Source organism: Cupriavidus taiwanensis, from assembly GCF_900249755.1.
In the GTDB taxonomy this organism is placed as follows: Bacteria; Pseudomonadota; Gammaproteobacteria; order Burkholderiales; family Burkholderiaceae; genus Cupriavidus; species Cupriavidus taiwanensis_D.
Genome location: NZ_LT976853.1, coordinates 2,137,894 through 2,160,918 on the forward strand (window position 1 = coordinate 2,137,894; position 23,025 = coordinate 2,160,918).

Genomic DNA, 23,025 nt, shown 5'->3' on the forward strand with positions numbered 1-23,025 from the left:
CCATGAGCAACGAGAGATGAAGGCAACGATCCGCAAGATGGGCAACTCGCAAGGTGTCCTGATCCCCAAGGCAATCCTGGCACAGCTGGGTCTGGAGAATGAAATGGAAGTGGAAATGGAAGTCGTCAATGACTCCCTGGTGCTGCGCCGGCCGCGGCAGGCGCCGCGGCAAGGCTGGGCGGAAGCCAGCCGGCAGATCGCCGCGGCCGGCGACGACACCCTGGTGCTGGGCGACCTGCCCAACGCCGGCGACGCGGAGCTGAAATGGTAGCGCGCGGCGACGTCTGGCTGGTCGCGCTCGATCCCACCGTCGGCAGCGAGATCGAGAAGACGCGCCCCTGCGTCATCCTGTCTCCACCCGAAATGCATGACTACCTGCGCACCGTCACCGTGGCGCCGATGACCACCGGCAGCCGGCCGGCACCGTTCCGGATCCCGGTGACTTTCCAGCGCAAGACCGGGCTGATCCTGCTGGACCAGCTCCGCACCGTCGACAAGTCCCGGCTGGTAAAACGGGCGGGCGGCCTGAGCGAGCGCACCGTGGCGGACACCTTGCGGACCTTGCGTGAAGTCTTTGCTGACTGAGGTGCCGCGCAATGGCATTTAATGCCGGCAGGCTGGCACTGCGCGACTTCATAAGCTTATGAAAAAGAAATAGACGCCAGAATCGTCCGCGCCGCGCCATCCGCACGCAATTGCGTTAATCTGTGCGCTCGCTGCGGACAGGCGATCCCTGCCCGGCGCTTGCCTCTCACTCGCCACCTCACAACAAGACCTTCACAACTCCTATGCGCACGTCTTTCATCAAGCGTCTGGCGGCAGCAGTGTCCGCCGTGGGTTTTATCGCCGCCGGCAGTGCCTCGGCCCAGGAACAGACCATTCGGGTCGGCACCGTCAGCGGGCCGGACGCCGAGGTCTGGCAGGTGGTCCAGAAGGTGGCCAAGCGCAATGGCCTGAACGTGAAGGTCGTTGAATTCAACGACTACGTGCAGCCCAACGCCGCGCTCGACGCCGGCGACCTGGACGCCAACAGCTTCCAGCACCAACCGTATCTGGACAGCCAGGTGAAGCAGCGCGGCTACAAGATGCAGAGCGTGGGCTACACGTATATCTCGCCGCTGGGCATCTACTCCAAGACCCTGAAGTCGCCCAAGGACCTGCCGCAGGGCGCCAAGGTCGCGGTACCCAACGACCCCTCCAATGAAAACCGCGCACTGCTGTTGCTGCAGGCGCAAGGCGTGATCAAGCTGAAGGCCGGCGCCGGCACCAACGGTTCCAATGCCACGCCGCTGGACGTAGCCGAGAACCCCAGGAAGCTGAAGATCGTCGAACTCGACGCGGCCCAGCTGGCGCGCGCGCTGCCCGATGTCGGCGCCGCCGTGATCAACACCAACTACGCGCTCGCCGCCGGCCTGCAGCCGACCAGGGATGCCATCGCGCTGGAAGACATCCACAGCCCGTACGCCAACATCATCGTGGTGCGCACCCAGGACAAGGACAAGCCGTGGGTCAGGAAGCTGGTGGCCGCGTATCAGTCCGAAGACGTGCGCCAGTTCATGAAGGCGCAGTACAAGGGCGCGATGGTGCCGTCGTTCTGATTGCCAGCGGGCGCGTGAATTTTTTCACGCGGCGCCCGTGCAGGGGCTTGCAAATTCCGCCGCCTTCGGTAGAATTCGCGGCTCACCACCTGCCCAGGTGGCGGAATTGGTAGACGCACTAGGTTCAGGTCCTAGCGGTGGCAACACTGTGGAGGTTCGAGTCCTCTCCTGGGCACCACGTTTCAAGAAAAGGTCTGCGCATGCAGGCCTTTTTTCATATCTGCCCAGGAAGAAAAGCGCTTGAGCGCTTTTCGTGAGGACGAGAAGGGCTGCGCTTGCAAGCGCAGCCGGGGTCGCGCCTGCGTGACCGAGTCCTCTCCTGGGCACCACGATTTAAAAGAAAGGTCTGCGCATGCAGGCCTTTTTTCTTTCCGCGAGAAAGGCCCGCACGAAAGTGCGGGCCTTTTGTTTTTCCGGACCCGCCGGGATTCACGTGCCTATCGCCTACAGTAAATTCCAGGGCGCGCGGGCGCCGCCGTCGGGAGACCTGTCGTGGGCACACTGCAAGAGCGTCGCCGTTTTCTGGGAGCCGCGCTGAGCGGCCTGCTGGTCCCCACCCTGCCCGCCTGCGGTGGCGATGACGATCCGGCGCCGGCGCCGCCGCCCGATCCGGTTCCCGACGCGCAGATCCGCGCCGCCATCGCCCAGGTCGATACGCTGGCGGCCAACCTGATGGCGAGCTCCGGCGTGCCCGGCATGGCCGTCGCCGTGGTGCGCGGCAACCAGGCCGTTTACGCCAGGGGCTTCGGCCGCCGGCTGGTGACCGATCCCGCGCCGGTCGATGCCGATACCGTGTTCCAGCTGGCATCGGTGTCGAAGCCGATCGGCGCCACGGTGGTGGCGCGGCAGGTCGGACGCGGCAGCATCGGCTGGGATACCCCGGTGATCCGCCACCTGCCCGGGTTCGCCTTGTCCGATGCGGAAACCACGCAGGCCGTGACCGTCGGCGACCTCTACGCGCATCGTTCCGGCCTGCCCGACCATGCCGGCGACCGGCTCGAAGACATGGGCTACGATCGCCGCGAAGTGCTGGCACGCCTGCGCTTCCTGCCGCTGCATCCGTTGCGCGCGGTCTACGAGTACACCAACTTCGGCATGACCGCCGCGGCCGAGGCGGTGGCCAACGCCGCCGGCACCGACTGGGCCACGCTGTCCGAGCAGGCCATCTACCAGCCGCTGGGCATGACCCGCACCAGCTCGCGCTACGCCGACTTCGCCGCGCGCGACAACCGCGCGCTGGGCCACGTCAGGGTCAACGGCAACTGGGTGCAGGGCATGGGCACCATGCCCGATGCGCAATCGCCTGCCGGCGGGGTCAGCGCCTCGGTCAACGACCTGGCCAGATGGCTGGTGATGGTGCTGGCCAAAGGCGAGTTCGCCGGGCAGCGCATCGTCGACGCCGCGGCGCTCGCGCCGGCGCTGTCGGAGCAGATGCAAAGCGGCCCGCCCGTGCAGGGCCGCCCCGCCAGCTACTACGGCTACGGCTTCAATGTCGGCACGACCGAGCTGGGGCTGACCAACTACAACCATTCCGGCGCGTTCGCGGTGGGCGCGGCCACCAGCTTTACGGCGGTGCCGTCGCTGAACCTGGCCATCGTCACGCTGACCAACGGCTATCCCATCGGCATCCCGGAAACACTGAACGCGCAGTTCTTCGACCTGGTCCAGTACGGCGCCTTCCGCCGCGACTGGGGCGCAATCTTCACCGAGGCCTTCGCGCCGCTGCTGGTGCCCGAGGGCCGGCTGGTGGGCCAGCCGCGGCCGGCAAACCCGCTGCCCGCGCGCGCGCTGTCCACCTATGCCGGCACCTACCGCAACGACTACTACGGCCCGCTGCTGGTCACCGAACAGGGCGGCGCGCTGGTCATGACGCTGGGCGCGAAGCCGCTGGTGCTGACGCTGGCGCATTGGGATGGGGACGTCTTTACCTTCACGCTCCACAACGAGAACGCCACCCCCGGCACGATCTCGCGCGCGGCCTTTGCCAGCAACCAGGTATGGCTGGAGTATTACGACCACGAAGGGCTGGGCGTCTTTGTCCGCTAGCGCGTGCGCGCGGTGTGGCACGACCGTGGCAGCGACTGTGGCAGCGCCGTGGCCATGTCGCATTGACACTCGCCCCCCTCGCGCCAATACTGCAACACGCTCCCCTGCCACCCTTGCCCGCCGGCGCCGCACCCGCAGCACTGACGCAGCGGCACTGCGGACCCGGGGCCGGAACGGTTCGATCCATGACTCAGCCACGGAAGGAACGACCATGACCAGATTCCGCGCAGTCGTATTCACCGCCGCCATCGCCACGCTCGCCGCCTGCGGCACGCCCCCGCCGACCCCCACCGCGGTCACGCAGGCGCCCCCTGCCACCGCCACCACCACCGCTGCTACCACCGCCGCCACCGCCGGCAAGACCGAAATCCTGTGGCTCGGCCAGGCCGCGGTCCGCATTACCTCGCCGGGCGGCAAGGTCATCGTCATCGATCCCTGGCTCACCACCAACCCGAAGACCCCCGCCGGCTTCCGGCAGCTGCCCGCGCTCGGCAAGGTCGATGTGATCCTGGTGACCCACGCGCACAACGACCACCTCGGCGACGCCCCGGCGCTGGCGCAGCTGAACAACGCGCCGATCTACAACGGCGGCGGCATGGGCCAGGCCCTGATCAACCTCGGCATGGTCCCCGCCGCGCTGGTGCAGCGCTTTGGCAAGAGCGGCACCGTGATGCCGTTCGGCCCGACCGGACCGAAGATCACCGCGGTACACGCCGAGCACTCGTCGGAACTGGTGCGCAAGAACCCGGCCACCGGCAAGGACGATACCCACTATGGCGGCGAACCGGTGGGCTACATCGTCGAGATGGAGAACGGCTTCCGCGTCTGGCACATGGGCGATACCGGCCTGTTCGGCGACATGCGGCTGATCGGCGAGCGGTACCGGCCCGACCTGGTGCTGGTCCCGATCGGCGACCACTTCACCATGGGGCCGCAGGACGCGGCGATCGCGGTGCGCGACCTGATCCGGCCGCGCTTTGCGATCCCGATCCACTACCAGACCTCACCGCAACTGCGCGGCACGCCGCAGGAATTCAACGCCGCGCTGGGCACCGGCGCAGCCACGCGCGTGATCGTGCCGCAGCCGGGAGAGAAGGTCGATTTCTGATCCGGCCGCGCGGGACCATGCCCGCGCGCCGGCTCACGCCACGTGCACGGCGCCGCCGCGCCGCGCGGCGCCGCCCTCGCCATCGCCCTCTCCTTCAATGCGAAGCCGCGGCAGGAACTGCGGATACTCGCGCTGCATGAAGTCGATCAGCCCTTCGCGCACCACGCAGCGCAGGTCCCACGCGAGCCCCGATGACGCCGCGGTGCACAGCACGCGCAGCTGCATGGTGCGCTCGGTGGCATCGGTCACCACCAGGTTGAAGAAGCGCCGGTCCCATTCGGGCGCGGCATGGACAATGCGCTCCAGCTCCTTGCGCAGCGGTGCCAGCGGCATGCCGTAATCGACGTGGAAGAACACCGAGCCCAGCAGCTGCGCGCTGCTGCGGGTCCAGTTCTGGAACGGCTTCTCGATGAAATACTGCAGCGGGATGATCAGGCGGCGCTCATCCCAGATCCGCAGCACCACGTAGGTGCCGGTGATCTCCTCCACGCGGCCCCACTCGCCCTCGACGATCAGCACATCGTCCAGCCGGATCGGCTGGGTCAGCGCCAGCTGCAGGCCGGCGATCATGTTGCTGAACACCGGCTTGGCGGCAAAGCCCGCGATCAGGCCGACCACGCCGGCCGAGGCCAGCAGGCTGGCGCCGACCTGCCGCGCGCCCGGGAAGGTCATCAGCAGCATCGCCGCGCCCATCAGCACCACCAGCGACATGGCGATGCGCGACAGCACCCGCGTCTGCGTATGGATGCGCCGCGCACCGATGTTGTCGGCCACGTCGACCGGATGCCGCGCCATGATGCCCTGCGCCAGGCCCGCGATGATACGGGCAGCCAGCCAGGTCGTGGCGATGATCATCAGCAGCCCGTTGAGATGGCGCACGCTGTCGATCCAGCGCAGGTCGTCCGGCGCCGCCTGCCATACGGTCTGCAACGCCAGCAGCGGCAGCACCGCCTTGGCCGGTGCGCGCGACTTGACCACGATGGCATGCAGCACCGGCGTGGCGCGTGTCATGCGCAACAGCAGCAGGCCGCCCAGCCGATGCACGATCAGCGCAACGATGACGGCAACCAGCGCGGCGGTCCATGTGCCGAACCACGGATGATCGAGAAGGATGTCAAGGTGCATGCGTCGTCCTGTTTGCCGGGGATTGCACGGCCATGGAAGTAACGACACGAGGCAGGCATGGAAGTTCGCCCGCTGTTCCGGGCAACGTGGCGCCAGAACCGGCATCCCGAGGCGGACCGCGCAGCATGGCGCGCGCCGGATGCGCCACGGGGCCGCCCCCGGGCGGCGCCGTCAGCCGACGCGGTAGCGCCGGATCACTTCCGGATCGGGGTCGATGCCCAGGCCCGGGCCGGTGGGCAGCGCGATCATGCCGTCGCGCGGCACCACGGCATCGCCCAGCACTTGCGCTTCCATGTCGAAGTAGCGCCATTCGATCATGGCGGCGGCGTCGCCCAGCGCCGCGGTGGCATGCATGGCGGCCAGCAGCCCGGGGCCGTCGTAGAAGGTATGGACCATCACCTGCACGTTGTGCGCCGCGGCCAGCGCAAAGACCTCGCGCAGCGCGCTGATGCCGCCCATCTTGGCCGGGCTGGGCTGCACCACGTCGACCGCGCCAAGGCTCAGCAGGTGCTCGAACTCCATCAGCGTGGTGGCATTCTCGCCGGCTGCAAGCGGAATCGCGCAGCGCTGGCGCAGCGCCGCCAGCCCGGCGTAGTTCTCGGGCGGCCACAGCGGCTCTTCCAGCCAGCGCAGCGACAAGGGCTGCAGGGCGCGCGCCATGTCGATGGCCTCATGCAGACTCCACGGGCAGTTTGTATCCAGCGTGATCTCGATCCCGGGGCCCGCGGCCGCGCGCGCGGCGCGGATCACGGCCAGGTCGACTTCGTGCAGCTTCAGGCTGCGGTAGCCGTCGGCGATGGCGCGCCTGACGTTGACCGCGATGGTTTCGGCATCGGCATACCGGATCAGGCTGGCATAGGCCGGCAGCTGCTCGCGCCGCGCGCCGCCGAGCAGGCGATGGACCGGTAGCCCGGCCGCCTTGCCGCACAGATCCCACAGCGCGATATCGAGCGCCGACAGCCCATAGAACAAGGCCCCGCTGCGCCCGAACACATGGAACCTGCGTTGCAGGTCCAGGCCGATCGCCTCGATCTGGGTCGCGTCACGGCCGATGCAGGCTGGCGCCAGCATCTGCTCGATCGCCGCCCTGGCCGCCGGAATGCCGACGAAGCCGAAGGTCTCGCCCCAGCCGACCATGCCGCCGTCGGTGCTCACCTTCAGCAGCAGCGAGTCGGCCGCCTGCATGCCGGCCCCGCCCCAGACGCCCGCGGCCGGAACGCCCCCGACCGTGAACGGAATGCGCAGCACGATGGCTTCGATGCTCGCGATCTTCATGGCGTCCTCCCTCCTCCACCGGCCGCCCGCGCAACGCCGGCGCCTGAGCCGCGCAGGACTTCAATATAGGCCAGAAGGCAGTCGTCGAACCACCGTATGCCGCGCGGCGCGCGACTAAGGCTTCCATCCCGGCAGCGCCGCGGCCTGCCGGATCCAGTGCGCCAGCTGCGCCTCGTCGAAGGCTTCGCCCTCGTGGATATGGAAATAGCGCGTGTCCTTGTCCTTGGATTCAACCGGCGGCACCGGGTCCAGCGACATGCCGCGGAAAAACGCCACCTTGATGTATCGTGTCATGCAATGGAAGCTGAGGAACCAGCCCTGCCCCGGCCTGCCATAGAACGGCGAGTTCCAGCGCACCGCCTTGATCACATCGGGCACGTTGCGCTCGACCAGCGCGTCAAGGCGGCGGCCCGCGTCCTGCTTCCAGCCCGGCATTGCCGCGAGATAGGCTTGCACCGGCGCGTCGCCGTCGCCTTTCGGAATCTGCGGATTACCGCCTGCCAGCAGTGCCGGCTTGCCGGTGGCGGGCCGGGTCGCGGCTTTCTGGGCGGGCTTGCGTGCACCCCGTGCCGGGGTACCGGACGTGCTGTTGGCCATGGCTGAACTCCCCTGGTTGACCTGCCGCGGCGAGGCATCATGCAGCGGCTATGATAAGTCCGGTCAGCCAGAACCTTTAGGAACGAGCATCGATGATGAACCCATCTGAACAGATCGACCGACTGATCGCGGGCCTGACCGACTGGCGCGGGCAGACGCTGGCCAGCCTGCGCAAGGCCATCCTCGCCGCCGACAGCGGCATCATCGAGGAATGGAAATGGATGGGCAGCCCGGTATGGTCGCGCGACGGCATGATTGCCGTCGCCAACGCGCACAAGGGCAAGGTCAAGATCACCTTTACCAACGGCGCCAGCCTGCCCGATCCGGACCACCTCTTCAACGCCGGCCTGGGCGGCAACAAATGGCGGGCGATCGACCTGGCCGAGGGCGACAAGATCGACGCACGCGCATTGAAGACGCTGGTCCGCGCCGCCATCGCGTTCAACCAGGAGAAGGCCAGGAAAAAGACGCCGGCGGCCACGCGCGCCAAGGCCAGCCCGCAAGCAGACGCGTGAAGCGACGGGGGTTCAGGCCCCGTCGATCTTGAAGCCGATGTCCTTGATGAACTGTCCCCAGCGCGCGTGGTCGGCGCGGACCTGCGCGGCGAACGCTTCGGGCGTGACGGCCTGCGGCGGCAGCACGCCGACGCCGGCCAGGCGTTTCTGGTAGGCCGGATCGGCCAGCACCTTGCGCACCGCGGCGGAGACCGCGTCCACCGTCTCCCGGGGCATGGCCTTGGGGCCAAACAGCGCGAAATAGCCGCTGAGCTGCTCCATCTCGGGATAGCCCAGCTCGCGGAACGTTGGCGCGCCGGGCGCAAGGTCCGAGCGCTCCGGAATGGTGGTCGCCAGCACCTTGGTCTTGCCGGCCTGGTACAGCGGCACGCCGGTGGTCAGGCCGTCGATCATCAGCGGCACCACGCCGCCCACCAGGTCTTGCGTGGCGGGGGCCGAGCCCTTGTACAGCACCGGCTCGAGATTCGTGCCGGCGAGCCGGTTGAACAGCAGCGGGCCGAAGTGCGACGACGTGCCCGGACCGTACGAGGCCGAGTGGATCGGCTTGCCCGGATTCGCCTTGGCGTAGGCGACCAGTTCCTTCAGCGTGTTGTAAGGGGCATCCTTGTTGGCGGCCAGCAGCACCGGCGCGCGGCCGAGTTCGGCCAGCGCGGTCAAATCGGTCAACGGATCGTACGGCACCCGGTTGATATGCGCGCCCGAGGTGGCCGACGAGCCCAGCGTCACCAGCAGGGTCTGCCCGTCGTTCTTCGCGCGGATCACGTCCTGCGTGGCCGGAATGGTGGCGCCGCCGGGCTTGTTCTCCACCACCACCGACTGCCCGGTCACGCGCGTCAGGTAGTCGGCGAACAGGCGCGCCACCACGTCGGTGCCGCCACCGGGCGGATAGGCCACCACCAGCCGGATGGCGCGCACGGGCCACTGCTGGGCCAGCGCATGCGGCGCCGCGCCGGCCGCCACCGCGAGGGCCGCGGTGCTCAGGAACTGTCGACGATCCATGGATGAAGTCTCCGCGTTATGGTTGTGCGCCGCACGGCGGCGGGTCTTTCATCTTAGTGAGTGTTCAGGCCGGGGACACGCCCGGGTTTCCACCATGCGCACAAGCGGGACACGCGGGCTGCGGGGGACGGTCGGCGTGCCTGACGGAAGCGCCCGATAGCGGCAAAAGCGCCGGGCATCGATATTGCTGGCCTATATTTCAATAGTCATTTTCCGCCGTGCCGCGGCCCGCGAACGCAGCGACCGGGCCGTGCCGCAATGTGACGATAATGAAATCCGCTCAGCACCCCGGAGGTGGACTATGAGCGCCGTGCCAGAGCCGAAGCTGGCCGACAGCACGCCGGCCCCGGGCAAACGCCCCGCCACGTCGACCCGGCACGTCTGGACCCGCTATTGGGTGATCGCCAAACCCTACTGGGTCTCGCAGGAACGATGGAAGGCCGCCGGCCTGCTGGTGGTGCTGATCCTGCTGCTGCTGGGCCAGACCCAGGCCGAGGTGCTGATCAACGAGCAGACCGGCGAATTCACCTCGGCGCTGGCGGCCCGCGACGCCGACCGCTTCTGGGCATCGATCCGTACCTGCCTGTATATCCTGATCGTCGCGATCCCGGTCTACGCGGTCTATTACTACATCCGCAACAAGCTGGGCCTGCACTGGCGGCGCTGGATGACCCACCATTACCTGGACGGATATTTCAAGAACCGCATTTTCTACAAGCTCAATGCGGATGCCGCCATCGACAATCCCGACCAGCGCATCGCCGAGGACATCAACACCTTTACGCGGCAATCGCTGTTCTTCCTGTCGATCGGCATCGGCGCGCTGCTGCAGCTGATCGCGTTCAGCGCGGTGCTGTGGATGATCTCCAGGGAGCTGGTCTATTTCCTGGTGGTCTACGCCATCGCCGGCACCTTTGTCTCGATCGCCTGCTTCGGGCGCGTGCTGATCGGCCTGAACTTCTACCAGCTCAAGCGCGAGGCCGATTTCCGCTTCAGCCTGATCCGCGTGCGCGAGAACGCCGAGTCGATTGCGTTCTATCGCGGCGAGCCGCAAGAGTCTGCCCACGTGCGCGGGCGCTTCGGCAAGGCGTTCCAGAACTTCGAGCGGCTTATCAAGTGGCAGCTGGGGCTGAACCTGTTCCAGTATGGCTATGGCTTCCTGACCATCCTGCTGCCCAGCGCCATCGTCGCCTCGCGCGTGCTGGACGGCGAGCTCGAAGTCGGCAGCGCGATCCGCGCCGCCGGTGCCTTCGCCGCCGTGCTGAATGCGCTGACGGTGATCGTCGACAATTTTGAAGACCTGAGCCGGTTCGTGGCCGGGCTGGACCGCCTCGACACGTTCTCCAGCACGCTGAGCGGGAAAAGGTCGGGCGCGCCGCGCGCGGCAGGCACCATCGAATCGCGCCAGGAGGCGCGGCTCGCGCTGGAACGCGTTACGCTGCAGACGCCCAACCAGGAGCGCACGCTGGTGACCGACCTGAGCGTGTCGATCAACCCTGGCGAGGGGCTGCTGATCGTCGGCGCCAGCGGCGGCGGCAAGAGTTCGCTGATGCGCGCCATTGCGGGGTTGTGGAACAGCGGCGCCGGCCGCATCGTGCGGCCGGCGCCGCACGACATGTTGTTCCTGCCGCAGCATCCGTACATGGTGGTCGGCAGCCTGCGCAGCCAGCTGCTCTATCCCAACCATGTCGGCCGGCAGGTGCCCGACCGCGAGCTGCTGCAATTGCTCGATACCGTCAACCTGTGCGACATCGCCGGCCGCTTCGGCGGGCTGGACACGGAGGTGGACTGGAGCAAGGTCCTGTCGCTGGGCGAGCAGCAGCGGCTGACCATCGCGCGCGTGCTGCTGGCCAGGCCGCGCTATGTGATGCTGGACGAGGCCACCAGCGCCCTCGACATCAGCAACGAAGAGGCCCTGTACCAGTTGCTGGCCGGCCTGCAGGCCACGCTGGTCAGCGTCAGCCACCGGCCCACGCTGCTGAAGTATCACCACCAGGTGCTGGAACTGCCGGGCGACGGCACGTGGCGGCTGCATCGTGCAAGGGACTACCGCTTTGGCTGGTAATGGCCGGGACACGCGCAGCACCGGCACGCGCGCGGATGCGTTGCGCTATGCTGAACGGATTCCCGATTCGCTGCGCTAACCGGAGATCGACCATGCGCCATCGCCTGACCGTCTGGCTCGCCGCCACCGCGGCAACCCTGCTGAGCGCCTGCGCAACCCTGCAGCCGGAGCAGACCGCGCAGAAGATGCTCGGCAGCCCGCAGAGCGCCGTGCGCGATACCTTCGGCGCGCCCACCGAAACCTATCCGCTCGCCAACGGCATCACCCGCTGGATCTACTCCAAGCAGCCGCTCGGCTTCGAGGTCTACGCCGCCGACTTCGACGCCGGCGGCAAGCTGACCCGCTTCCGCCAGATGCTGACCGAAAAGGAAATCTATGCCGCCCGCCCCGGCGTGTGGACCAAGCAGGACGTGGCCGAGCACTTCGGCCTGCCGCGCGAGCCGGTCGAGTACTACCCGATGATGAAACGCGAGGCCTGGTCGTACCGCCTCTACGCCGGCGCGTTCCAGCCGGCGCACTTCAGCGCCTACTTCGACGAGCGCGGGGTGCTGGACCGCACCATGATCATCGTCGATGCGATCGGCGGGGACGCGCGCGACGGCAGCAAGTAGGCGCGGCCTGGCAGGCTCGCGCCGCCGTGATCCTCGCCACGCGAACAGACCGGCACGCGCTGGATGCCGGGTTCATCCATGGTCGGAACGCCGGGCAGGATCGGCCACCGGCGCGCCGGGCTTGCGCAGCATTTTCTCGACCTCGCCGGCGTGCAGCTCCTCGAGCTGGATCAACTGCCGTGCGTACTCTTCCAGCGCGACCGAGCGGCCCTCGACCAGGCTGAGCAGTTCGCGATACAACGCCAGCGCCCGCATCTCCGTTGCCAGCGATTCACGCAGGATCGCGCCGATATCGTGGGTGTGGGCGTCCAGCAGTTCACCGATACCAAGCGAGGGATACGCGCCGAGGGTCGTTATCCATTCTCCGGCCTGATGGGCATGCAGCAGCGACTCATTGGCCTGCTCGCGCAGCCACGACACAATCGGAATGCGCCCGAAGCCGAAGATCAGGAACGAATAGTGCGTGTAGCGCACCACCCCGGCGAGCTCGGCCTCGAGGATCCGGTTGAGTACGCCGACCACCTTTTGCTGTTCGATTTCCGTCATGGCAGTTCCTCCCATGGATGGAGTCCGACGGCAGGCCCACAGCGGGGCCCGGAGCGTTGCGCGCTCGCGCCTTCAGCGGTAGACCAGCACGGGCACCCGACAGTGGGTGAGCACCTTCTGCGTTTCACTGCCGACCAGCAAACCCTCCAGGCCCCTGCGGCCGTGCGACGCCATGAAGATCACATCACACCCGTGCCGCGCCGCCGCATCGATGATGCCCTTGTAGGGAACGGTTGCCGTCGTGTCGGTGGCGCAGGCCACGCCCGCCGCCCTGGCCGCGGCGACTACCTCTTCCAGCCGGGCCCTGGCCCGTTCGGCTTCCTGTTCCTCGAAAGCCTTGCGCCTGGGATGGCCGGCATCGCCCGATGCCAGGTACGGATACTCCTCCATGCAGGTATAGGCAGTCAGCCTGGTGCCGTCAGCCTTGACAAAGCCGATGGCCGCCTCCATCGCCATTCTTGAAAGTTCCGAGCCATCGGTAGCCAGCAAGATGTGCTTGAACACGATTCCCTCCGTATGCGGTGGTCCCCCCGCGGGTAAGGCTGTGCGCCAGTCAAGGTTCAGTATGGACAAGAATCCGGCTTGCGGAGGAACGCAACGAGGCCAGCGGCCGGCACTTGCGCCGCACCGCGCCCGGAAGAGCTTCCGGGAGCAGGCAAAGGCCAGTGCCGAGGCCCCTTACTGCATGTGCTGCCCGCCGTTGATGGCGATATTGGACCCGGTCACATAGGCCGCGTCCTCCGAGCACAGGAACGCCACCAGCGCCGCCACTTCCTCCGGCTTGCCGACGCGGCCCACCGGGATCTGCGGCAGGATCTTGGTGTCCATGATCTCCTTGGGCACGGCGTTGACCATCTTGGTGGCGAGGTAGCCCGGCGAGACCGTATTGACCGTCACGCCCTTGCGCGCCACCTCCAGCGCCAGCGACTTGGTGAAGCCATGCATGCCGGCCTTGGCCGCGGCATAGTTGGTCTGGCCGAACGCGCCCTTGGAGCCGTTGACCGACGAGATATTGATGATGCGGCCCCAGCCCCGCTCGACCATGCCTTCGCACAGCGGCTTGGTGAGGTTGAACACCGAATCGAGGTTGGTCCGCATCACCGCATCCCAGTTCGGCTTGTCCATCTTCTTGAACGCCATGTCGCGCGTAATGCCGGCGTTGTTCACCAGGATGTCGACGCGGCCGACGTCGGCCAGCATACGCGCGGCGCAGGCCTGGCAGGCGTCGTAGTCGGAGACGTCGACCTCATAGGCGCGCATCTCGCGGCCGGTGGCGGCCATCGCGGCGAGCCACTCCTTTGCGTTGGCATTGCCGGGCGAGTGCGTCACCACCACGGCATGGCCGGCGTCGTGCAGCCGGATGCTGATGGCTTCGCCGAGTCCACCCATGCCACCTGTTACCAATGCGATTCTCTTCGTCATGCTGATTGCGTCGTTGTCGTAAGTTGAAAGACCCCTGCCTTGCCGGAAGGGCCGGAAGGGGTATTCCCCCGGTAGTCCCGAAAAACAAATTCCCGCCGCCGTGGCGCAGGCAAAGCGCGGCCATGCCGGGCCGGACCGTGCCGGTCCCGGTTTGCATCGGTGGGCGGGAAGGTTTGGTGTCGCGGTGCCGCAGGCCCGGGAACGCGGGTTCCCAGGCCTGCCTGCGATCTGTGTCAGGCGCGCCGGCCTTGCAGGGCCAACGGCCGGCGCTGCGCCGTTACGCCTTGGCGGCGCGGGAGGTGGCGTTGGCCGCCGTGCCCGACGCCGCTGCGGCGGCGGTCTTGGCGAAGTTGGCCTTGGCCACTTCAGCGGTCTGCTTGGCGGCGTCCTGGAACGACTGGTAGGTGTTACTGGCCGCGGCCACGCCCGATTGCAGCAGCGCGGTCAGCGCTTCCGAACCGGCCGGCGCGTTCTTGACGAAGGTGTCGACGAACGCCTGGACGTTGCGGTTGTGCTCGGTGTACTGCGCCTCGACCGCCTTGCTCAGTTCCGCCTGGGTATTCGAAGCGATCTCATAGACGTGGCGCGCATACGCCGCCGCCTTCTCGGCAGCCGGCTGGGCCAGGTTGCCCTGTGCCGCGAACACTTCGCGCACGTCCTTGCCGGCCAGCACCGCCTCGACGTTTTGCTGGCCTTCGCTGAGCGTGGCCCTGAGGGTCTGCAGGTTCAGCTCGGTCAGCTTCTGGAAACCTTCGAATGCCGTGTTCGTCAGCGCGAACAAATGGTTCATGTTGGACTTCTGCGCCGCAGCAAATTGTTCGGGCGTAAAAGGTGACATGCAGATCTCCTGTGGGTGGATCGGTCGGAATGGCGCACCGGCGCTGGCTTCTGGTCACGCAACGAATTCCGGACCGGGCCGCGCCGCCAATCTTGCAGCGCACCATCGAACCCGCATCCTAGAGTGTTTCTTCTAATTCAGGTTCTAGGGATAAACCCAAAAAGTATTGAAAACAGGACAGGGAAAGTGCTGCTGGGGGCTCTAAAGTTACAACTACTTACGCTGTCATGCTGCACTGCATGACAGGTGTAAGGCCGGCTTAACGCGGCTTTGCGGGCGCAGAAATAAAAAAACCGCAGCCGAAGCTGCGGTTTCTTTAGGCAAGCGCCGGTTCGCGCTCAGACTTCTTCGTACAGCGGCAGCGTCAGGAACTCGGCAAAGTCCTCCGACGTCGACATCTGCTCGAAAATCTGCGCGGCGCGGTCATAGGTGCTGGTGTCGCCGCCAACCAGTTCCTTGACCTTGGCCAGCTCTTCCGGAATCAGCTTGCGCACCAGCTCGGCGGTGACCTTGGTGCCGTCTTCCAGCTTGCCCTTGGGCGAGCGGATCCACTGCCACACCTGCGAGCGCGAGATCTCGGCGGTGGCGGCGTCTTCCATCAGGTTGTGGATCGGCACGCAGCCGTTGCCGGCCAGCCAGGCGCCCAGGTAGTGGATGCCGACGTTGATGTTCATGCGCAGGCCGTGCTCGGTGATCGGCGTTTCCGGCTGGAAGTTCAGCAGGTCGGCGCCCTTCACCTGCACGTCCGGGCGCTGCTTGCCGAACTGGTTCGGCTGGTCGCCCAGCACCGCGACGAATTCCTTCATGGCCGGCTCGACCAGGCCCGGGTGCGCCACCCAGCCGCCGTCGTAACCGTCGGTGGCGTCGCGGCGCTTGTCGCTGATGATGCCTTCCATGGCGATGGCGTTCTTCTCCGGATCGTTCTTGATCGGGATCAGCGCGCTCATGCCGCCGATCGCGGGCGCGCCGCGGTGGTGGCAGGTCTTGAGCAGCAGCAGCGCATACGAGCGCATGAACGGTGCGGTCATGGTGACCTTGGCGCGGTCGGCCAGGCAGAAGTTCTTGTCGTTCTTGAACTTCTTGATGCACGAGAAGATGTAGTCCCAGCGGCCGGCGTTCAGGCCGGCGCTGTGCTCGCGCAGCTCATACAGGATCTCGTCCATCTCGAACGCCGCCAGGATCGTTTCGATCAGCACGGTGGCCTTGATGGTGCCTTGCGGCAGGCCGATCTCGTTCTGCGCCATCACGAAGATGTCGTTCCACAGGCGCGCTTCCAGATGGCTTTCCATCTTCGGCAGGTAGAAGAACGGGCCGGCGCCGCGGGCGATCTGTTCCTTCGCGTTGTGGAACAGGAACAGCGCGAAGTCGAAGATGCCGCCCGAGACGCGCTTGCCGTCGATGGTGACGTGCTTTTCGTCCAGGTGCCAGCCGCGCGGACGCACCTGCAGCGTGGCGATCTTGTCGTTCAGCTTGTATTGCTTGCCCTTGGATTCCAGCGTCAGCGTGCGGCGCACGGCGGCCTTCAGGTTGACCTGGCCCTGCAGCTGGTTGTGCCAGTTGGGGGTGTTGGAATCCTCGAAGTCGGTCATGTAGCTGTCAGCGCCCGAGTTGAAGGCGTTGATCACCATCTTGGCTTCGACCGGGCCGGTGATTTCCACGCGGCGGCATTCCAGCGCCTTGGGCACCGGCGCAACCTTCCAGTCGCCTTCGCGGATGTTTTTGGTTTGCGGCAGGAAGTCGGGCACCTCGCCGGCGTCCAGCCGCCTGGCGCGCTCGACGCGCGCGGCCAGCAGTTCCTGACGGCGCGGCTCGAAGGCGCGGTGCAGCTTGTCTACCAGGGCCAGGGCTTCCGGCGTCAGGATATCTTCGTAGGCCGGCAGGATTTCGCCGGTAATCTTCATGCCCGCGGGCAGCGTGATAGCCATCAGTGTTCTCCTGTTAAACGATAGCGATAGCGTTGGTGGTTGGGCGCCCTGCTATGCCGCCACGCCACGGGCGCGGACGAATTCGAGCAGGTCGTTCATGTCGTGCCCGGTGCCGGCGGGGGCGACATCGAGCCGCTCCGCCGGGTGGCCGGCACGGTTGATCCAGAAAGTGGTGTAGCCATACCACGTGGCACCGCACGCGTCCCAGCCGTTGGACGAGACGAACAGCATTTCCTGCGCCTCCAGGCCGAACGCCAGCGGCCCCAGCGCATAGGCGGCGGGCGCGGTCTTGTACTGGCGCACCGCATCGACCGACAGCACGTGATCGAACAGGCCATGCATGCCGGCGCTCTTGACCGAGATGTCGAGCATCTCGGCATTGCCGTTGGACAGGATGCCCAGCGGCAGCCCCGCCTTGCGCAGCCGCTTGAGCGCGCCCAGGTTTTCCGGGAACGCCGACAGGCACGCGTACTCCTTGAGCAGCTGCGCCTCGGCGGCCTCGTCCAGGGCCAGGTTCAGGCGCTCGGCGGCATAGCGCAGCGCGTCCACGGTGATGGCCCAGAACGGTTTGTAGTGCGCGCCGTCCGGCGCGGCCATGGTGCGGATGCGGGTGTAGTCGATCTGGCGCTCGCGCCACAGCAGCGCCAGCGCCTCGCCGCGGCCCGGGAACAGCTGCTCCGCGCGCGCGGTGACGGAATACACGTCGAACAGCGTGCCATAGGCATCGAAGACGACGGCGCGGATCTTGTTCATGAGGGCCTGGGCAAGCTGCAACGTATGGGGCGACTGGGTGGGTGGATGCCAGACCACAGCTGCGTGGCTCTGTACACCATTGAATGCATCGAATTGTAGGGAGACGCTGCAGTGCGGCAAAGTGGTCGTCGGTCACTTGATCTTTTACTTTTACCCCTCTAATCTTGGGTCACTAAAACAAAACTCCGCACCAAATCCTCTTCACCGGCGATCAAAGGCCCGCCACGGCACCCGGTGCGTGACCAGCGCGGCACCCCGCGGGATCTCCCGCGCATATCAGGCGAAACATTCGTGGACCATTTCAAACAACTGGAGACCTTTGTATCCGTCGCCTCGCGCGGCAGCCTGTCCGCCGCCGCAGCGGCCGAGGGCGTGGCACCAGCGATCATCGGCCGGCGCATCGACGCGCTCGAAGAGCGGCTGGGCGTCAAGCTGCTGGTACGGACCACGCGCAAGATCAGCCTGACCTTCGAGGGCTCGGCCTTCCTGGAAGACTGCCAGCGCATCCTGAACGACCTGCACAACGCCGAGGCCAGCGTCTCGGCCGGCGGCGTCAAGGCCAGCGGCCACCTGCGCGTGACCGCGCCGGCCGGCTACGGGCGCAAGCACGTGGCGCCGCTGGTGCCGCTGTTTATCGAGTCGCACCCGGACGTGTCGATCACGCTCGACCTGTCCGATCGCGTGGTCGACCTGGTCAACGAAGGCTTCGACTGCGCCATCCGCCTGGGCGACCTGCCCGATTCCAGCCTGGTGTCGATCCGGCTGGCCGAAACCCGCCGCGTGGTGGTGGCCGCGCCCGACTACCTGGCGCGCGCCGGAAGGCCGAAGACGCCGGAAGACCTGCAGCGCCACAACTGCCTCGCCTTCGGCGCCAGCGCCAATATGCAGCGCGGCTGGGTGTTCCAGGAGGAAGGCCGCGCCGTGACCGTGAAGGTGGGCGGCACCATGGAATGCAGCGACGGCGCGGTGCTGCACGAGTGGTGCCTGCAAGGCAACGGGCTCGCCTGGCGCTCGTGGTGGGAAGTGGGCAGCGAGATCGCCAGCGGACGGCTGGTCACGGTGCTGGACGAGTTCCAGGCGCCGCCGATCGGCATCCATGCGGTGTTTCCGCAGCGCAAGCACCTGCCGCTGCGGGTACGGCTCTTTATCGACCACCTGAAGAACACCTACGGCAACCCGTCGTACTGGCGGCGCGCCGAGCAGGCCGCTGCCCTGCCGCTGGCCGAGGTGCTGGCGGACTGAACGCCCGGCCGGCGCGGGCGCGCCGGCTTGCTCCCGGGTTGCCATTGACTTTACGCAATGGCCCTCTCGGCACACTGACTACAATGGATTCGAGACAGGCGTTGCCCGTCGCCGCGGCCCCACCGCGAAGCGGCGCGCCGCCCTGCCCATTCCCCTAGTCAGCAAAGGAGCCCCGCATGTTCCAACATATCCTGCTTCCCACCGACGGCTCGGAACTCTCCAAGAAAGCCATCAACGGCGGACTGGAGCTCGCCAAGGCCATCGGCGCGCGCGTCACGGCCTATGTCTGCCTCGAGGAATACCCGTACACCCCCTTCAGCGAAATCGTGGTCGAGGCCCCGCAGGCATTCAAGGACCGCATCGAGAACCAGGCCAAGCTGTATCTGAAAGAGGTTGAAAACCTGGCCACGGCGGCCGGCGTGACCTTCGACGCCGACATGTCGACCTTCGCCGTGCCCTACCTCGGCATCATCGACGCCGCCGAGCGCCACGGCTGCGACGTGATCTTCATGGCCTCGCACGGCCGGCGCGGGCTGTCCGGCCTGCTGCTCGGCAGCGAGACGCAGAAGGTGCTGACGCATACCGACATCCCGGTGATCGTCTATCGCTAGACCACGGCGCCGCGCGCCAATGCAAAACCGCCCGCACCGGCATGGCCGGTACGGGCGGTTTTTTTGCTTGCGCAGGCGGCTTACGAAGCCTTGCTGATGCGCTGCTCGATATGCTTGGCGCGGTCTTCCGAGCCCGGGTGCGACGAGAACATGCTGGACTTGCCGCCATCGAGCTTGGCCAGCTTCTGGAACGCCGTGACCAGGCCCTTGGTGCTGGCCTTGTTCTTGGTCAGCAGGTCGAACGAATAGTCGTCGGCAGCGGTTTCCTGCGACTGCGAGAACTGCGCGTTGATCAGCTTCTCGCCCAGCTCGCCCAGCTGCGATTGCGACAGCGCCGCCACCGCGCCATTGCCGGCCGCCGCCGCCGCACCGCGCGCCGCGGTGGCGGTGTACGCCACCTGCATCGCCTTCTTGGTGTGGCCCAGCGCCACGTGGCCCAGCTCGTGGCCCAGCACGCCGCGCACTTCGTCGTCGGTCATCATGTCCATCAGGCCGCTGTAGACACGCACGCAGCCGTTGGCCATGGCCCAGGCGTTGACGTCCTTGGTCAGGTAGACCTTGGCGTTGACGTTGGGCACGTCGCTGTTCTTCAGCCCGCTCATGATCTTGACCAGGCGCTTGTTGTAGGTGCTGTTGGCAGCGGCGATCTTGTTGGTCTTGTCCGATTCCGCGCAAGCCTGGTCCGACAGGCTCTTGACGTCGGCGTCCGACAGCGTGGCAGCCTTGGCCAGCGAGGTGCCGGCGCTCAGCATGCCGTCGACATTGGTAGGCATGCCGCCGGAACAGCCGGCCAGCAGTGCCGCCGCGACGGCGCAGGAAGCGAGCGAGAGAGTTGCTTTCATGATGTTGTTCTGGGTCAGGTGGCTCGGAGTGTGCCGATAAAGGCCCCGGCACTTTAAGCCATCTGCCAGCGCCAGGGAATCACCCAAATGCTGCAAGCCGCCAAAAATGACAATTTATTGCATTTGGGCAAACTGTCAGATCGGAGGCAAAAAAAAAATCGCGCCGTTCCTGAGAGAGAACGGCGCGTCGCCTAAAAGGAAGAGCGTGATGGTCGCACGCCCTCCCGATCCCGCCGGACCCACGAGCCGGCGGGAGTGACCAGGAGAGTCAGGCCACTTTCTTGTCTTCGAAGAACTGCTCGTCTTCGGTCGAACCCTTCAGCGCGGTCGTCGACGACTGGCCGCCTTCGATGGTCTGGGTCACGGCGTCGAAGTAGCCGGTGCCGACTTCGCGCTGGTGCTTGACCGCGGTGAAGCCCTTTTCGGCGGCCTTGAACTCGGCTTCCTGCAGTTCCACGAACGCGCTCATCTGGTTGCGCGCGTAGCCGTAGGCCAGGTTGAACATCGAGTAGTTCAGCGAGTGGAAGCCGGCCAGCGTGATGAACTGGAACTTGTAGCCCATTGCGCCCAGTTCGCGCTGGAACCTGGCGATAGTGGCGTCGTCCAGGTTCTTCTTCCAGTTGAACGACGGCGAGCAGTTGTAGGCCAGCATCTTGCCCGGGAACCTGGCGTGCACGGCCTCGGCAAACTTCTTGGCGAACTCCAGGTCAGGCTTGCCGGTTTCGCACCACACCAGGTCGGCCACTTCGGCATAGGCCAGCGCGCGCGAGATCGACTGCTCCAGGCCGTTGCGGACGCGGTAGAAGCCTTCGACGGTGCGCTCGCCGGTGCAGAACGGCTTGTCGTTGTCGTCGATGTCCGAGGTCAGCAGGTCGGCGGCCTCGGCGTCGGTGCGGGCGATCACCAGGGTCGGCACGCCCGAGACGTCGGCGGCCAGGCGCGCGGCGGTCAGCTTGGCGACGGCCTCGCGGGTCGGCACCAGCACCTTGCCGCCCATATGGCCGCACTTCTTCACCGAGGCGAGCTGGTCTTCGAAATGCACGCCGGCGGCGCCCGCCTCGATCATGGCCTTCATCAGTTCGAAGGCGTTCAGCACGCCGCCGAAGCCGGCTTCCGCGTCAGCGACGATCGGGGCGAAGAAGTCGGTGTCGCCCGAGCCTTCGCTCCACTGGATCTGGTCGGCGCGCTGGAAGGTGTTGTTGATGCGCTTGACCACTTGCGGCACCGAGTTGGCCGGGTACAGCGACTGGTCGGGATACATCTCGCCGGCCAGGTTGGCGTCGCCGGCGACTTGCCAGCCCGACAGGTAGATGGCTTTCAGGCCCGCCTTCACCTGCTGCATGGCCTGGTTGCCGGTGAGCGCGCCGAGCGAATTGACGAACGGCTCGGTGTGCAGCAGGTTCCACAGTTTTTCCGCACCCCGGCGCGCGAGGGTGTGCTCGACCTGGACCGAACCGCGCAGGCGCACCACGTCTTCGGCGGTGAAATTGCGCTTGATACCTTTCCAGCGCGGATTGGTGTCCCAGTCTTTCTGCAGGGCGTGGATCTGCTCTTGGCGGTTCATGGTCACTCTCCTGAAAGTGGATCGGGGATGGCTAGTATTCTGCTGCTCGCATGACCTTGCGATCATGTGTCTTATATAAGAGTTTAGAGAACCGTCCCGCGTTGCAACACCCTGGACCACGTCCTTACGGCAGATTTATTTATCTTTAAATTCAATAACTTGTCGTAAATATTCCACGATACGGGACATAATCTTTCATCATGAGAAATGGCGTTGTGCCCCGCAAACCGATATTTTTGCGGTTCAAAACATCTTTCCACATCGTGAAAAATTCGCCGGTGTGGCGGAAAGGGCTAGTGAAGACGGCTCGCCCGCAGTGCGGCGGACGGCGCCGCGCCTTCGATGTGGTCGACAAAGTCGCCGACCATGGCCGCAAACCCTGACGGGTCCGCCAGCGGCAGCCAGTGCCGCGCCGGCACGGTGCGGCGCCACAGTTGCGCGGTCCAGCGGTGCATGGCCTCCGTCACCGCTGGCTTCACGTAGCGGTCATGCAGCGGCACGATCAGCTGCACCGGCGCATGCGCGTGGCGAGGATGCGGCGCGCGCAGCGTCGGTAGGATATTGGCGCGGTACAGGCGCACGCCGTGACAGCCGTCGGCGGCCTGGGTCGGGCTGGGCCTGCCGCGCACGCCTTCGGTCACGCGCAGGTAGCGCGGCCAGGCCCGGCCCAGCCAGAGCCGCCAGGCCAGTTCGGGCAGCCACGGCAGGTGGAACACACCGATGTACCACGACGCCATCAGCTGGCGCAGCGCCTCGCCCAGCGCCGCCAGCGAGCGCTGCCCGCGCAGTTCGCGCAGGGCAATCGCCGCATGGTCCAGGCACGGGCCGGAGCAAGACGTGAATGAGGCAATGCGGCCCTGCAAGCGGGGATCGGTGACAAATTCCCAGCCCTGGATCGAACCCCAGTCGTGGCCGACCAGGTGCACCGCGCGCTGCGGCGACACCGCGTCGATCACGGCGATGAAGTCATCGGCCAGTGTTTGCAGCCGGTAGGCCGCGGTCGCGCGCGGCGCGGTCGAGCGCCCGGCGCCGCGCACGTCGTAGGCCACCACGTCGAAGCGCCCGGCCAGCTGTGCCGCCACGGCCTGCCAGACCGCGCTGCTGTCGGGATAGCCATGCACCAGCACGATGGTTGGCCGCGCCGGCCCCGGCTCGCCCCAGCGGGTAGCGGCCAGGCGCACGTCGCCGGCATCGATGAAGCACGTTTGCGGCAGGACTGGCTGCGGGACTTGTGGCGCTTGCATGGGCGGTCGGTTCCATGGAGGGATGTCATGGCCGGCCATGCTACGCAAAAGCAAACGGCGCCGCGAATGCCGCGAATCGGCGCCGCCTGTTTGAAACAC

General features: G+C 66.5%; 23 protein-coding genes and 1 tRNA gene. 11 read left to right on the top strand and 13 right to left on the bottom strand.

What is annotated here, in order from left to right; translation table 11 throughout:
* Positions 1 to 16 precede the first annotated feature (16 nt).
* From CBM2594_RS09730 to CBM2594_RS09755, 6 genes are all read left to right on the top strand, one after another.
* A complete protein-coding gene (locus tag CBM2594_RS09730) occupies positions 17 to 271 on the top strand; it encodes an AbrB/MazE/SpoVT family DNA-binding domain-containing protein (RefSeq protein ID WP_116356651.1) in 255 nt (84 codons plus the stop codon).
* The gene (locus CBM2594_RS09735; RefSeq protein WP_116356652.1) at positions 265 to 585 is read left to right on the top strand and encodes a type II toxin-antitoxin system PemK/MazF family toxin; all 321 of its coding nucleotides are present in this window, start codon (positions 265 to 267) and stop codon (positions 583 to 585) included. The genes CBM2594_RS09730 and CBM2594_RS09735 overlap by 7 nt, the downstream gene beginning before the upstream one ends.
* A gap of 203 nt (positions 586 to 788) precedes the next feature.
* A complete protein-coding gene (locus CBM2594_RS09740) occupies positions 789 to 1,598 on the top strand; it encodes a MetQ/NlpA family ABC transporter substrate-binding protein (RefSeq protein ID WP_116356653.1) in 810 nt (269 codons plus the stop codon).
* A 91-nt stretch (positions 1,599 to 1,689) separates the two neighbouring features.
* Positions 1,690 to 1,776, top strand: a tRNA-Leu gene (locus tag CBM2594_RS09745).
* Between the two features lie 314 nt (positions 1,777 to 2,090).
* On the top strand, positions 2,091 to 3,644 hold the full coding sequence (locus CBM2594_RS09750) for a serine hydrolase (protein ID WP_116356654.1): 1,554 nt from the start codon (positions 2,091 to 2,093) through the stop codon (positions 3,642 to 3,644).
* A gap of 211 nt (positions 3,645 to 3,855) precedes the next feature.
* Positions 3,856 to 4,752 carry a metal-dependent hydrolase gene (locus CBM2594_RS09755; RefSeq protein WP_116356655.1) on the top strand — a complete coding sequence of 299 codons (897 nt, stop codon included), beginning with the start codon at positions 3,856 to 3,858 and terminating at the stop codon, positions 4,750 to 4,752.
* Between the two features lie 33 nt (positions 4,753 to 4,785).
* Here CBM2594_RS09755 and CBM2594_RS09760 read toward each other — a convergent pair whose 3' ends face one another.
* The 3 genes from CBM2594_RS09760 to CBM2594_RS09770 form a co-directional block, all read right to left on the bottom strand.
* The gene (locus CBM2594_RS09760; protein ID WP_116356656.1) at positions 4,786 to 5,877 is read right to left on the bottom strand and encodes a mechanosensitive ion channel family protein; all 1,092 of its coding nucleotides are present in this window, start codon (positions 5,875 to 5,877) and stop codon (positions 4,786 to 4,788) included.
* A gap of 171 nt (positions 5,878 to 6,048) precedes the next feature.
* Complete coding sequence (locus CBM2594_RS09765; protein ID WP_116356657.1) at positions 6,049 to 7,152, bottom strand: mandelate racemase/muconate lactonizing enzyme family protein; 1,104 nt, start codon at positions 7,150 to 7,152, stop codon at positions 6,049 to 6,051.
* A 114-nt stretch (positions 7,153 to 7,266) separates the two neighbouring features.
* Complete coding sequence (locus CBM2594_RS09770) at positions 7,267 to 7,749, bottom strand: DUF1801 domain-containing protein (RefSeq protein WP_116356658.1); 483 nt, start codon at positions 7,747 to 7,749, stop codon at positions 7,267 to 7,269.
* A gap of 95 nt (positions 7,750 to 7,844) precedes the next feature.
* Here CBM2594_RS09770 and CBM2594_RS09775 point away from each other — a divergent pair, with 95 nt between their 5' ends.
* On the top strand, positions 7,845 to 8,264 hold the full coding sequence (locus CBM2594_RS09775; protein ID WP_116357757.1) for a DUF1801 domain-containing protein: 420 nt from the start codon (positions 7,845 to 7,847) through the stop codon (positions 8,262 to 8,264).
* 12 nt (positions 8,265 to 8,276) lie between these two features.
* Here the strand turns inward: CBM2594_RS09775 and CBM2594_RS09780 are convergent, their stop codons facing one another.
* The gene (locus CBM2594_RS09780; protein WP_116356659.1) at positions 8,277 to 9,263 is read right to left on the bottom strand and encodes a Bug family tripartite tricarboxylate transporter substrate binding protein; all 987 of its coding nucleotides are present in this window, start codon (positions 9,261 to 9,263) and stop codon (positions 8,277 to 8,279) included.
* A 301-nt stretch (positions 9,264 to 9,564) separates the two neighbouring features.
* On the opposite strand from CBM2594_RS09780, the gene CBM2594_RS09785 reads away from it, so the two are divergent.
* Both CBM2594_RS09785 and CBM2594_RS09790 read left to right on the top strand, forming a co-directional pair.
* Positions 9,565 to 11,328, top strand: coding sequence for an ABC transporter ATP-binding protein/permease (locus CBM2594_RS09785; protein WP_116356660.1), 1,764 nt, complete (start codon positions 9,565 to 9,567; stop codon positions 11,326 to 11,328).
* A gap of 92 nt (positions 11,329 to 11,420) precedes the next feature.
* The gene (locus CBM2594_RS09790; protein WP_116356661.1) at positions 11,421 to 11,939 is read left to right on the top strand and encodes a hypothetical protein; all 519 of its coding nucleotides are present in this window, start codon (positions 11,421 to 11,423) and stop codon (positions 11,937 to 11,939) included.
* 72 nt (positions 11,940 to 12,011) lie between these two features.
* Here the strand turns inward: CBM2594_RS09790 and CBM2594_RS09795 are convergent, their stop codons facing one another.
* The 6 genes from CBM2594_RS09795 to CBM2594_RS09820 all read right to left on the bottom strand — a co-directional run bounded on the left by CBM2594_RS09795 (position 12,012) and on the right by CBM2594_RS09820 (position 17,423).
* Complete coding sequence (locus CBM2594_RS09795) at positions 12,012 to 12,485, bottom strand: ferritin-like domain-containing protein (RefSeq protein ID WP_116356662.1); 474 nt, start codon at positions 12,483 to 12,485, stop codon at positions 12,012 to 12,014.
* A gap of 72 nt (positions 12,486 to 12,557) precedes the next feature.
* Entirely contained in the window at positions 12,558 to 12,989 is a 432-nt protein-coding gene (locus tag CBM2594_RS09800; protein ID WP_116356663.1) for a universal stress protein, read from the bottom strand.
* A 174-nt stretch (positions 12,990 to 13,163) separates the two neighbouring features.
* Positions 13,164 to 13,907 (bottom strand): acetoacetyl-CoA reductase, encoded by a 744-nt coding sequence (gene phbB / locus CBM2594_RS09805; protein WP_116356664.1) that lies wholly within the window; start codon positions 13,905 to 13,907, stop codon positions 13,164 to 13,166.
* Positions 13,908 to 14,184: 277 nt separating this feature from the next.
* The gene (gene phaP3, locus CBM2594_RS09810; protein WP_116356665.1) at positions 14,185 to 14,745 is read right to left on the bottom strand and encodes a TIGR01841 family phasin PhaP3; all 561 of its coding nucleotides are present in this window, start codon (positions 14,743 to 14,745) and stop codon (positions 14,185 to 14,187) included.
* Between the two features lie 338 nt (positions 14,746 to 15,083).
* Complete coding sequence (gene aceB / locus CBM2594_RS09815) at positions 15,084 to 16,670, bottom strand: malate synthase A (protein ID WP_116356666.1); 1,587 nt, start codon at positions 16,668 to 16,670, stop codon at positions 15,084 to 15,086.
* 51 nt (positions 16,671 to 16,721) lie between these two features.
* Positions 16,722 to 17,423: a haloacid dehalogenase type II gene (locus CBM2594_RS09820; RefSeq protein ID WP_116356667.1), complete on the bottom strand. Its 702-nt coding sequence runs from the start codon at positions 17,421 to 17,423 to the stop codon at positions 16,722 to 16,724.
* A gap of 291 nt (positions 17,424 to 17,714) precedes the next feature.
* Here CBM2594_RS09820 and CBM2594_RS09825 point away from each other — a divergent pair, with 291 nt between their 5' ends.
* Together CBM2594_RS09825 and CBM2594_RS09830 are read left to right on the top strand one after the other, a co-directional pair.
* A complete protein-coding gene (locus tag CBM2594_RS09825; protein WP_116356668.1) occupies positions 17,715 to 18,665 on the top strand; it encodes a LysR family transcriptional regulator in 951 nt (316 codons plus the stop codon).
* Between the two features lie 176 nt (positions 18,666 to 18,841).
* Positions 18,842 to 19,276: a universal stress protein gene (locus tag CBM2594_RS09830; RefSeq protein ID WP_012353026.1), complete on the top strand. Its 435-nt coding sequence runs from the start codon at positions 18,842 to 18,844 to the stop codon at positions 19,274 to 19,276.
* A gap of 80 nt (positions 19,277 to 19,356) precedes the next feature.
* Here CBM2594_RS09830 and CBM2594_RS09835 read toward each other — a convergent pair whose 3' ends face one another.
* From CBM2594_RS09835 to CBM2594_RS09845, 3 genes are all read right to left on the bottom strand, one after another.
* Positions 19,357 to 20,118 carry a M48 family metalloprotease gene (locus CBM2594_RS09835; RefSeq protein ID WP_116356669.1) on the bottom strand — a complete coding sequence of 254 codons (762 nt, stop codon included), beginning with the start codon at positions 20,116 to 20,118 and terminating at the stop codon, positions 19,357 to 19,359.
* Positions 20,119 to 20,386: 268 nt separating this feature from the next.
* Entirely contained in the window at positions 20,387 to 21,682 is a 1,296-nt protein-coding gene (gene aceA, locus CBM2594_RS09840) for an isocitrate lyase (protein ID WP_116356670.1), read from the bottom strand.
* Between the two features lie 293 nt (positions 21,683 to 21,975).
* A complete protein-coding gene (locus CBM2594_RS09845) occupies positions 21,976 to 22,926 on the bottom strand; it encodes an alpha/beta fold hydrolase (RefSeq protein WP_116356671.1) in 951 nt (316 codons plus the stop codon).
* Positions 22,927 to 23,025: the final 99 nt, after the last annotated feature.

Excerpts from the sequence above, each read along its gene's own strand:
- CBM2594_RS09730 (WP_116356651.1), top strand. The coding sequence starts at position 17 with ATGAAGGCAACGATCCGCAAGATGGGCAACTCGCAAGGTGTCCTGATC.
- CBM2594_RS09735 (WP_116356652.1), top strand. The coding sequence starts at position 265 with ATGGTAGCGCGCGGCGACGTCTGGCTGGTCGCGCTCGATCCCACCGTC.
- CBM2594_RS09740 (WP_116356653.1), top strand. The coding sequence starts at position 789 with ATGCGCACGTCTTTCATCAAGCGTCTGGCGGCAGCAGTGTCCGCCGTG.
- CBM2594_RS09755 (WP_116356655.1), top strand. The coding sequence starts at position 3,856 with ATGACCAGATTCCGCGCAGTCGTATTCACCGCCGCCATCGCCACGCTC.
- CBM2594_RS09760 (WP_116356656.1), bottom strand. The coding sequence starts at position 5,877 with ATGCACCTTGACATCCTTCTCGATCATCCGTGGTTCGGCACATGGACC.
- CBM2594_RS09765 (WP_116356657.1), bottom strand. The coding sequence starts at position 7,152 with ATGAAGATCGCGAGCATCGAAGCCATCGTGCTGCGCATTCCGTTCACG.
- CBM2594_RS09770 (WP_116356658.1), bottom strand. The coding sequence starts at position 7,749 with ATGGCCAACAGCACGTCCGGTACCCCGGCACGGGGTGCACGCAAGCCC.
- CBM2594_RS09775 (WP_116357757.1), top strand. The coding sequence starts at position 7,845 with ATGAACCCATCTGAACAGATCGACCGACTGATCGCGGGCCTGACCGAC.
- CBM2594_RS09780 (WP_116356659.1), bottom strand. The coding sequence starts at position 9,263 with ATGGATCGTCGACAGTTCCTGAGCACCGCGGCCCTCGCGGTGGCGGCC.
- CBM2594_RS09785 (WP_116356660.1), top strand. The coding sequence starts at position 9,565 with ATGAGCGCCGTGCCAGAGCCGAAGCTGGCCGACAGCACGCCGGCCCCG.
- CBM2594_RS09790 (WP_116356661.1), top strand. The coding sequence starts at position 11,421 with ATGCGCCATCGCCTGACCGTCTGGCTCGCCGCCACCGCGGCAACCCTG.
- CBM2594_RS09795 (WP_116356662.1), bottom strand. The coding sequence starts at position 12,485 with ATGACGGAAATCGAACAGCAAAAGGTGGTCGGCGTACTCAACCGGATC.
- phbB (WP_116356664.1), bottom strand. The coding sequence starts at position 13,907 with ATGACGAAGAGAATCGCATTGGTAACAGGTGGCATGGGTGGACTCGGC.
- phaP3 (WP_116356665.1), bottom strand. The coding sequence starts at position 14,745 with ATGTCACCTTTTACGCCCGAACAATTTGCTGCGGCGCAGAAGTCCAAC.
- aceB (WP_116356666.1), bottom strand. The coding sequence starts at position 16,670 with ATGGCTATCACGCTGCCCGCGGGCATGAAGATTACCGGCGAAATCCTG.
- CBM2594_RS09820 (WP_116356667.1), bottom strand. The coding sequence starts at position 17,423 with ATGAACAAGATCCGCGCCGTCGTCTTCGATGCCTATGGCACGCTGTTC.
- CBM2594_RS09830 (WP_012353026.1), top strand. The coding sequence starts at position 18,842 with ATGTTCCAACATATCCTGCTTCCCACCGACGGCTCGGAACTCTCCAAG.
- CBM2594_RS09835 (WP_116356669.1), bottom strand. The coding sequence starts at position 20,118 with ATGAAAGCAACTCTCTCGCTCGCTTCCTGCGCCGTCGCGGCGGCACTG.
- aceA (WP_116356670.1), bottom strand. The coding sequence starts at position 21,682 with ATGAACCGCCAAGAGCAGATCCACGCCCTGCAGAAAGACTGGGACACC.
- CBM2594_RS09845 (WP_116356671.1), bottom strand. The coding sequence starts at position 22,926 with ATGCAAGCGCCACAAGTCCCGCAGCCAGTCCTGCCGCAAACGTGCTTC.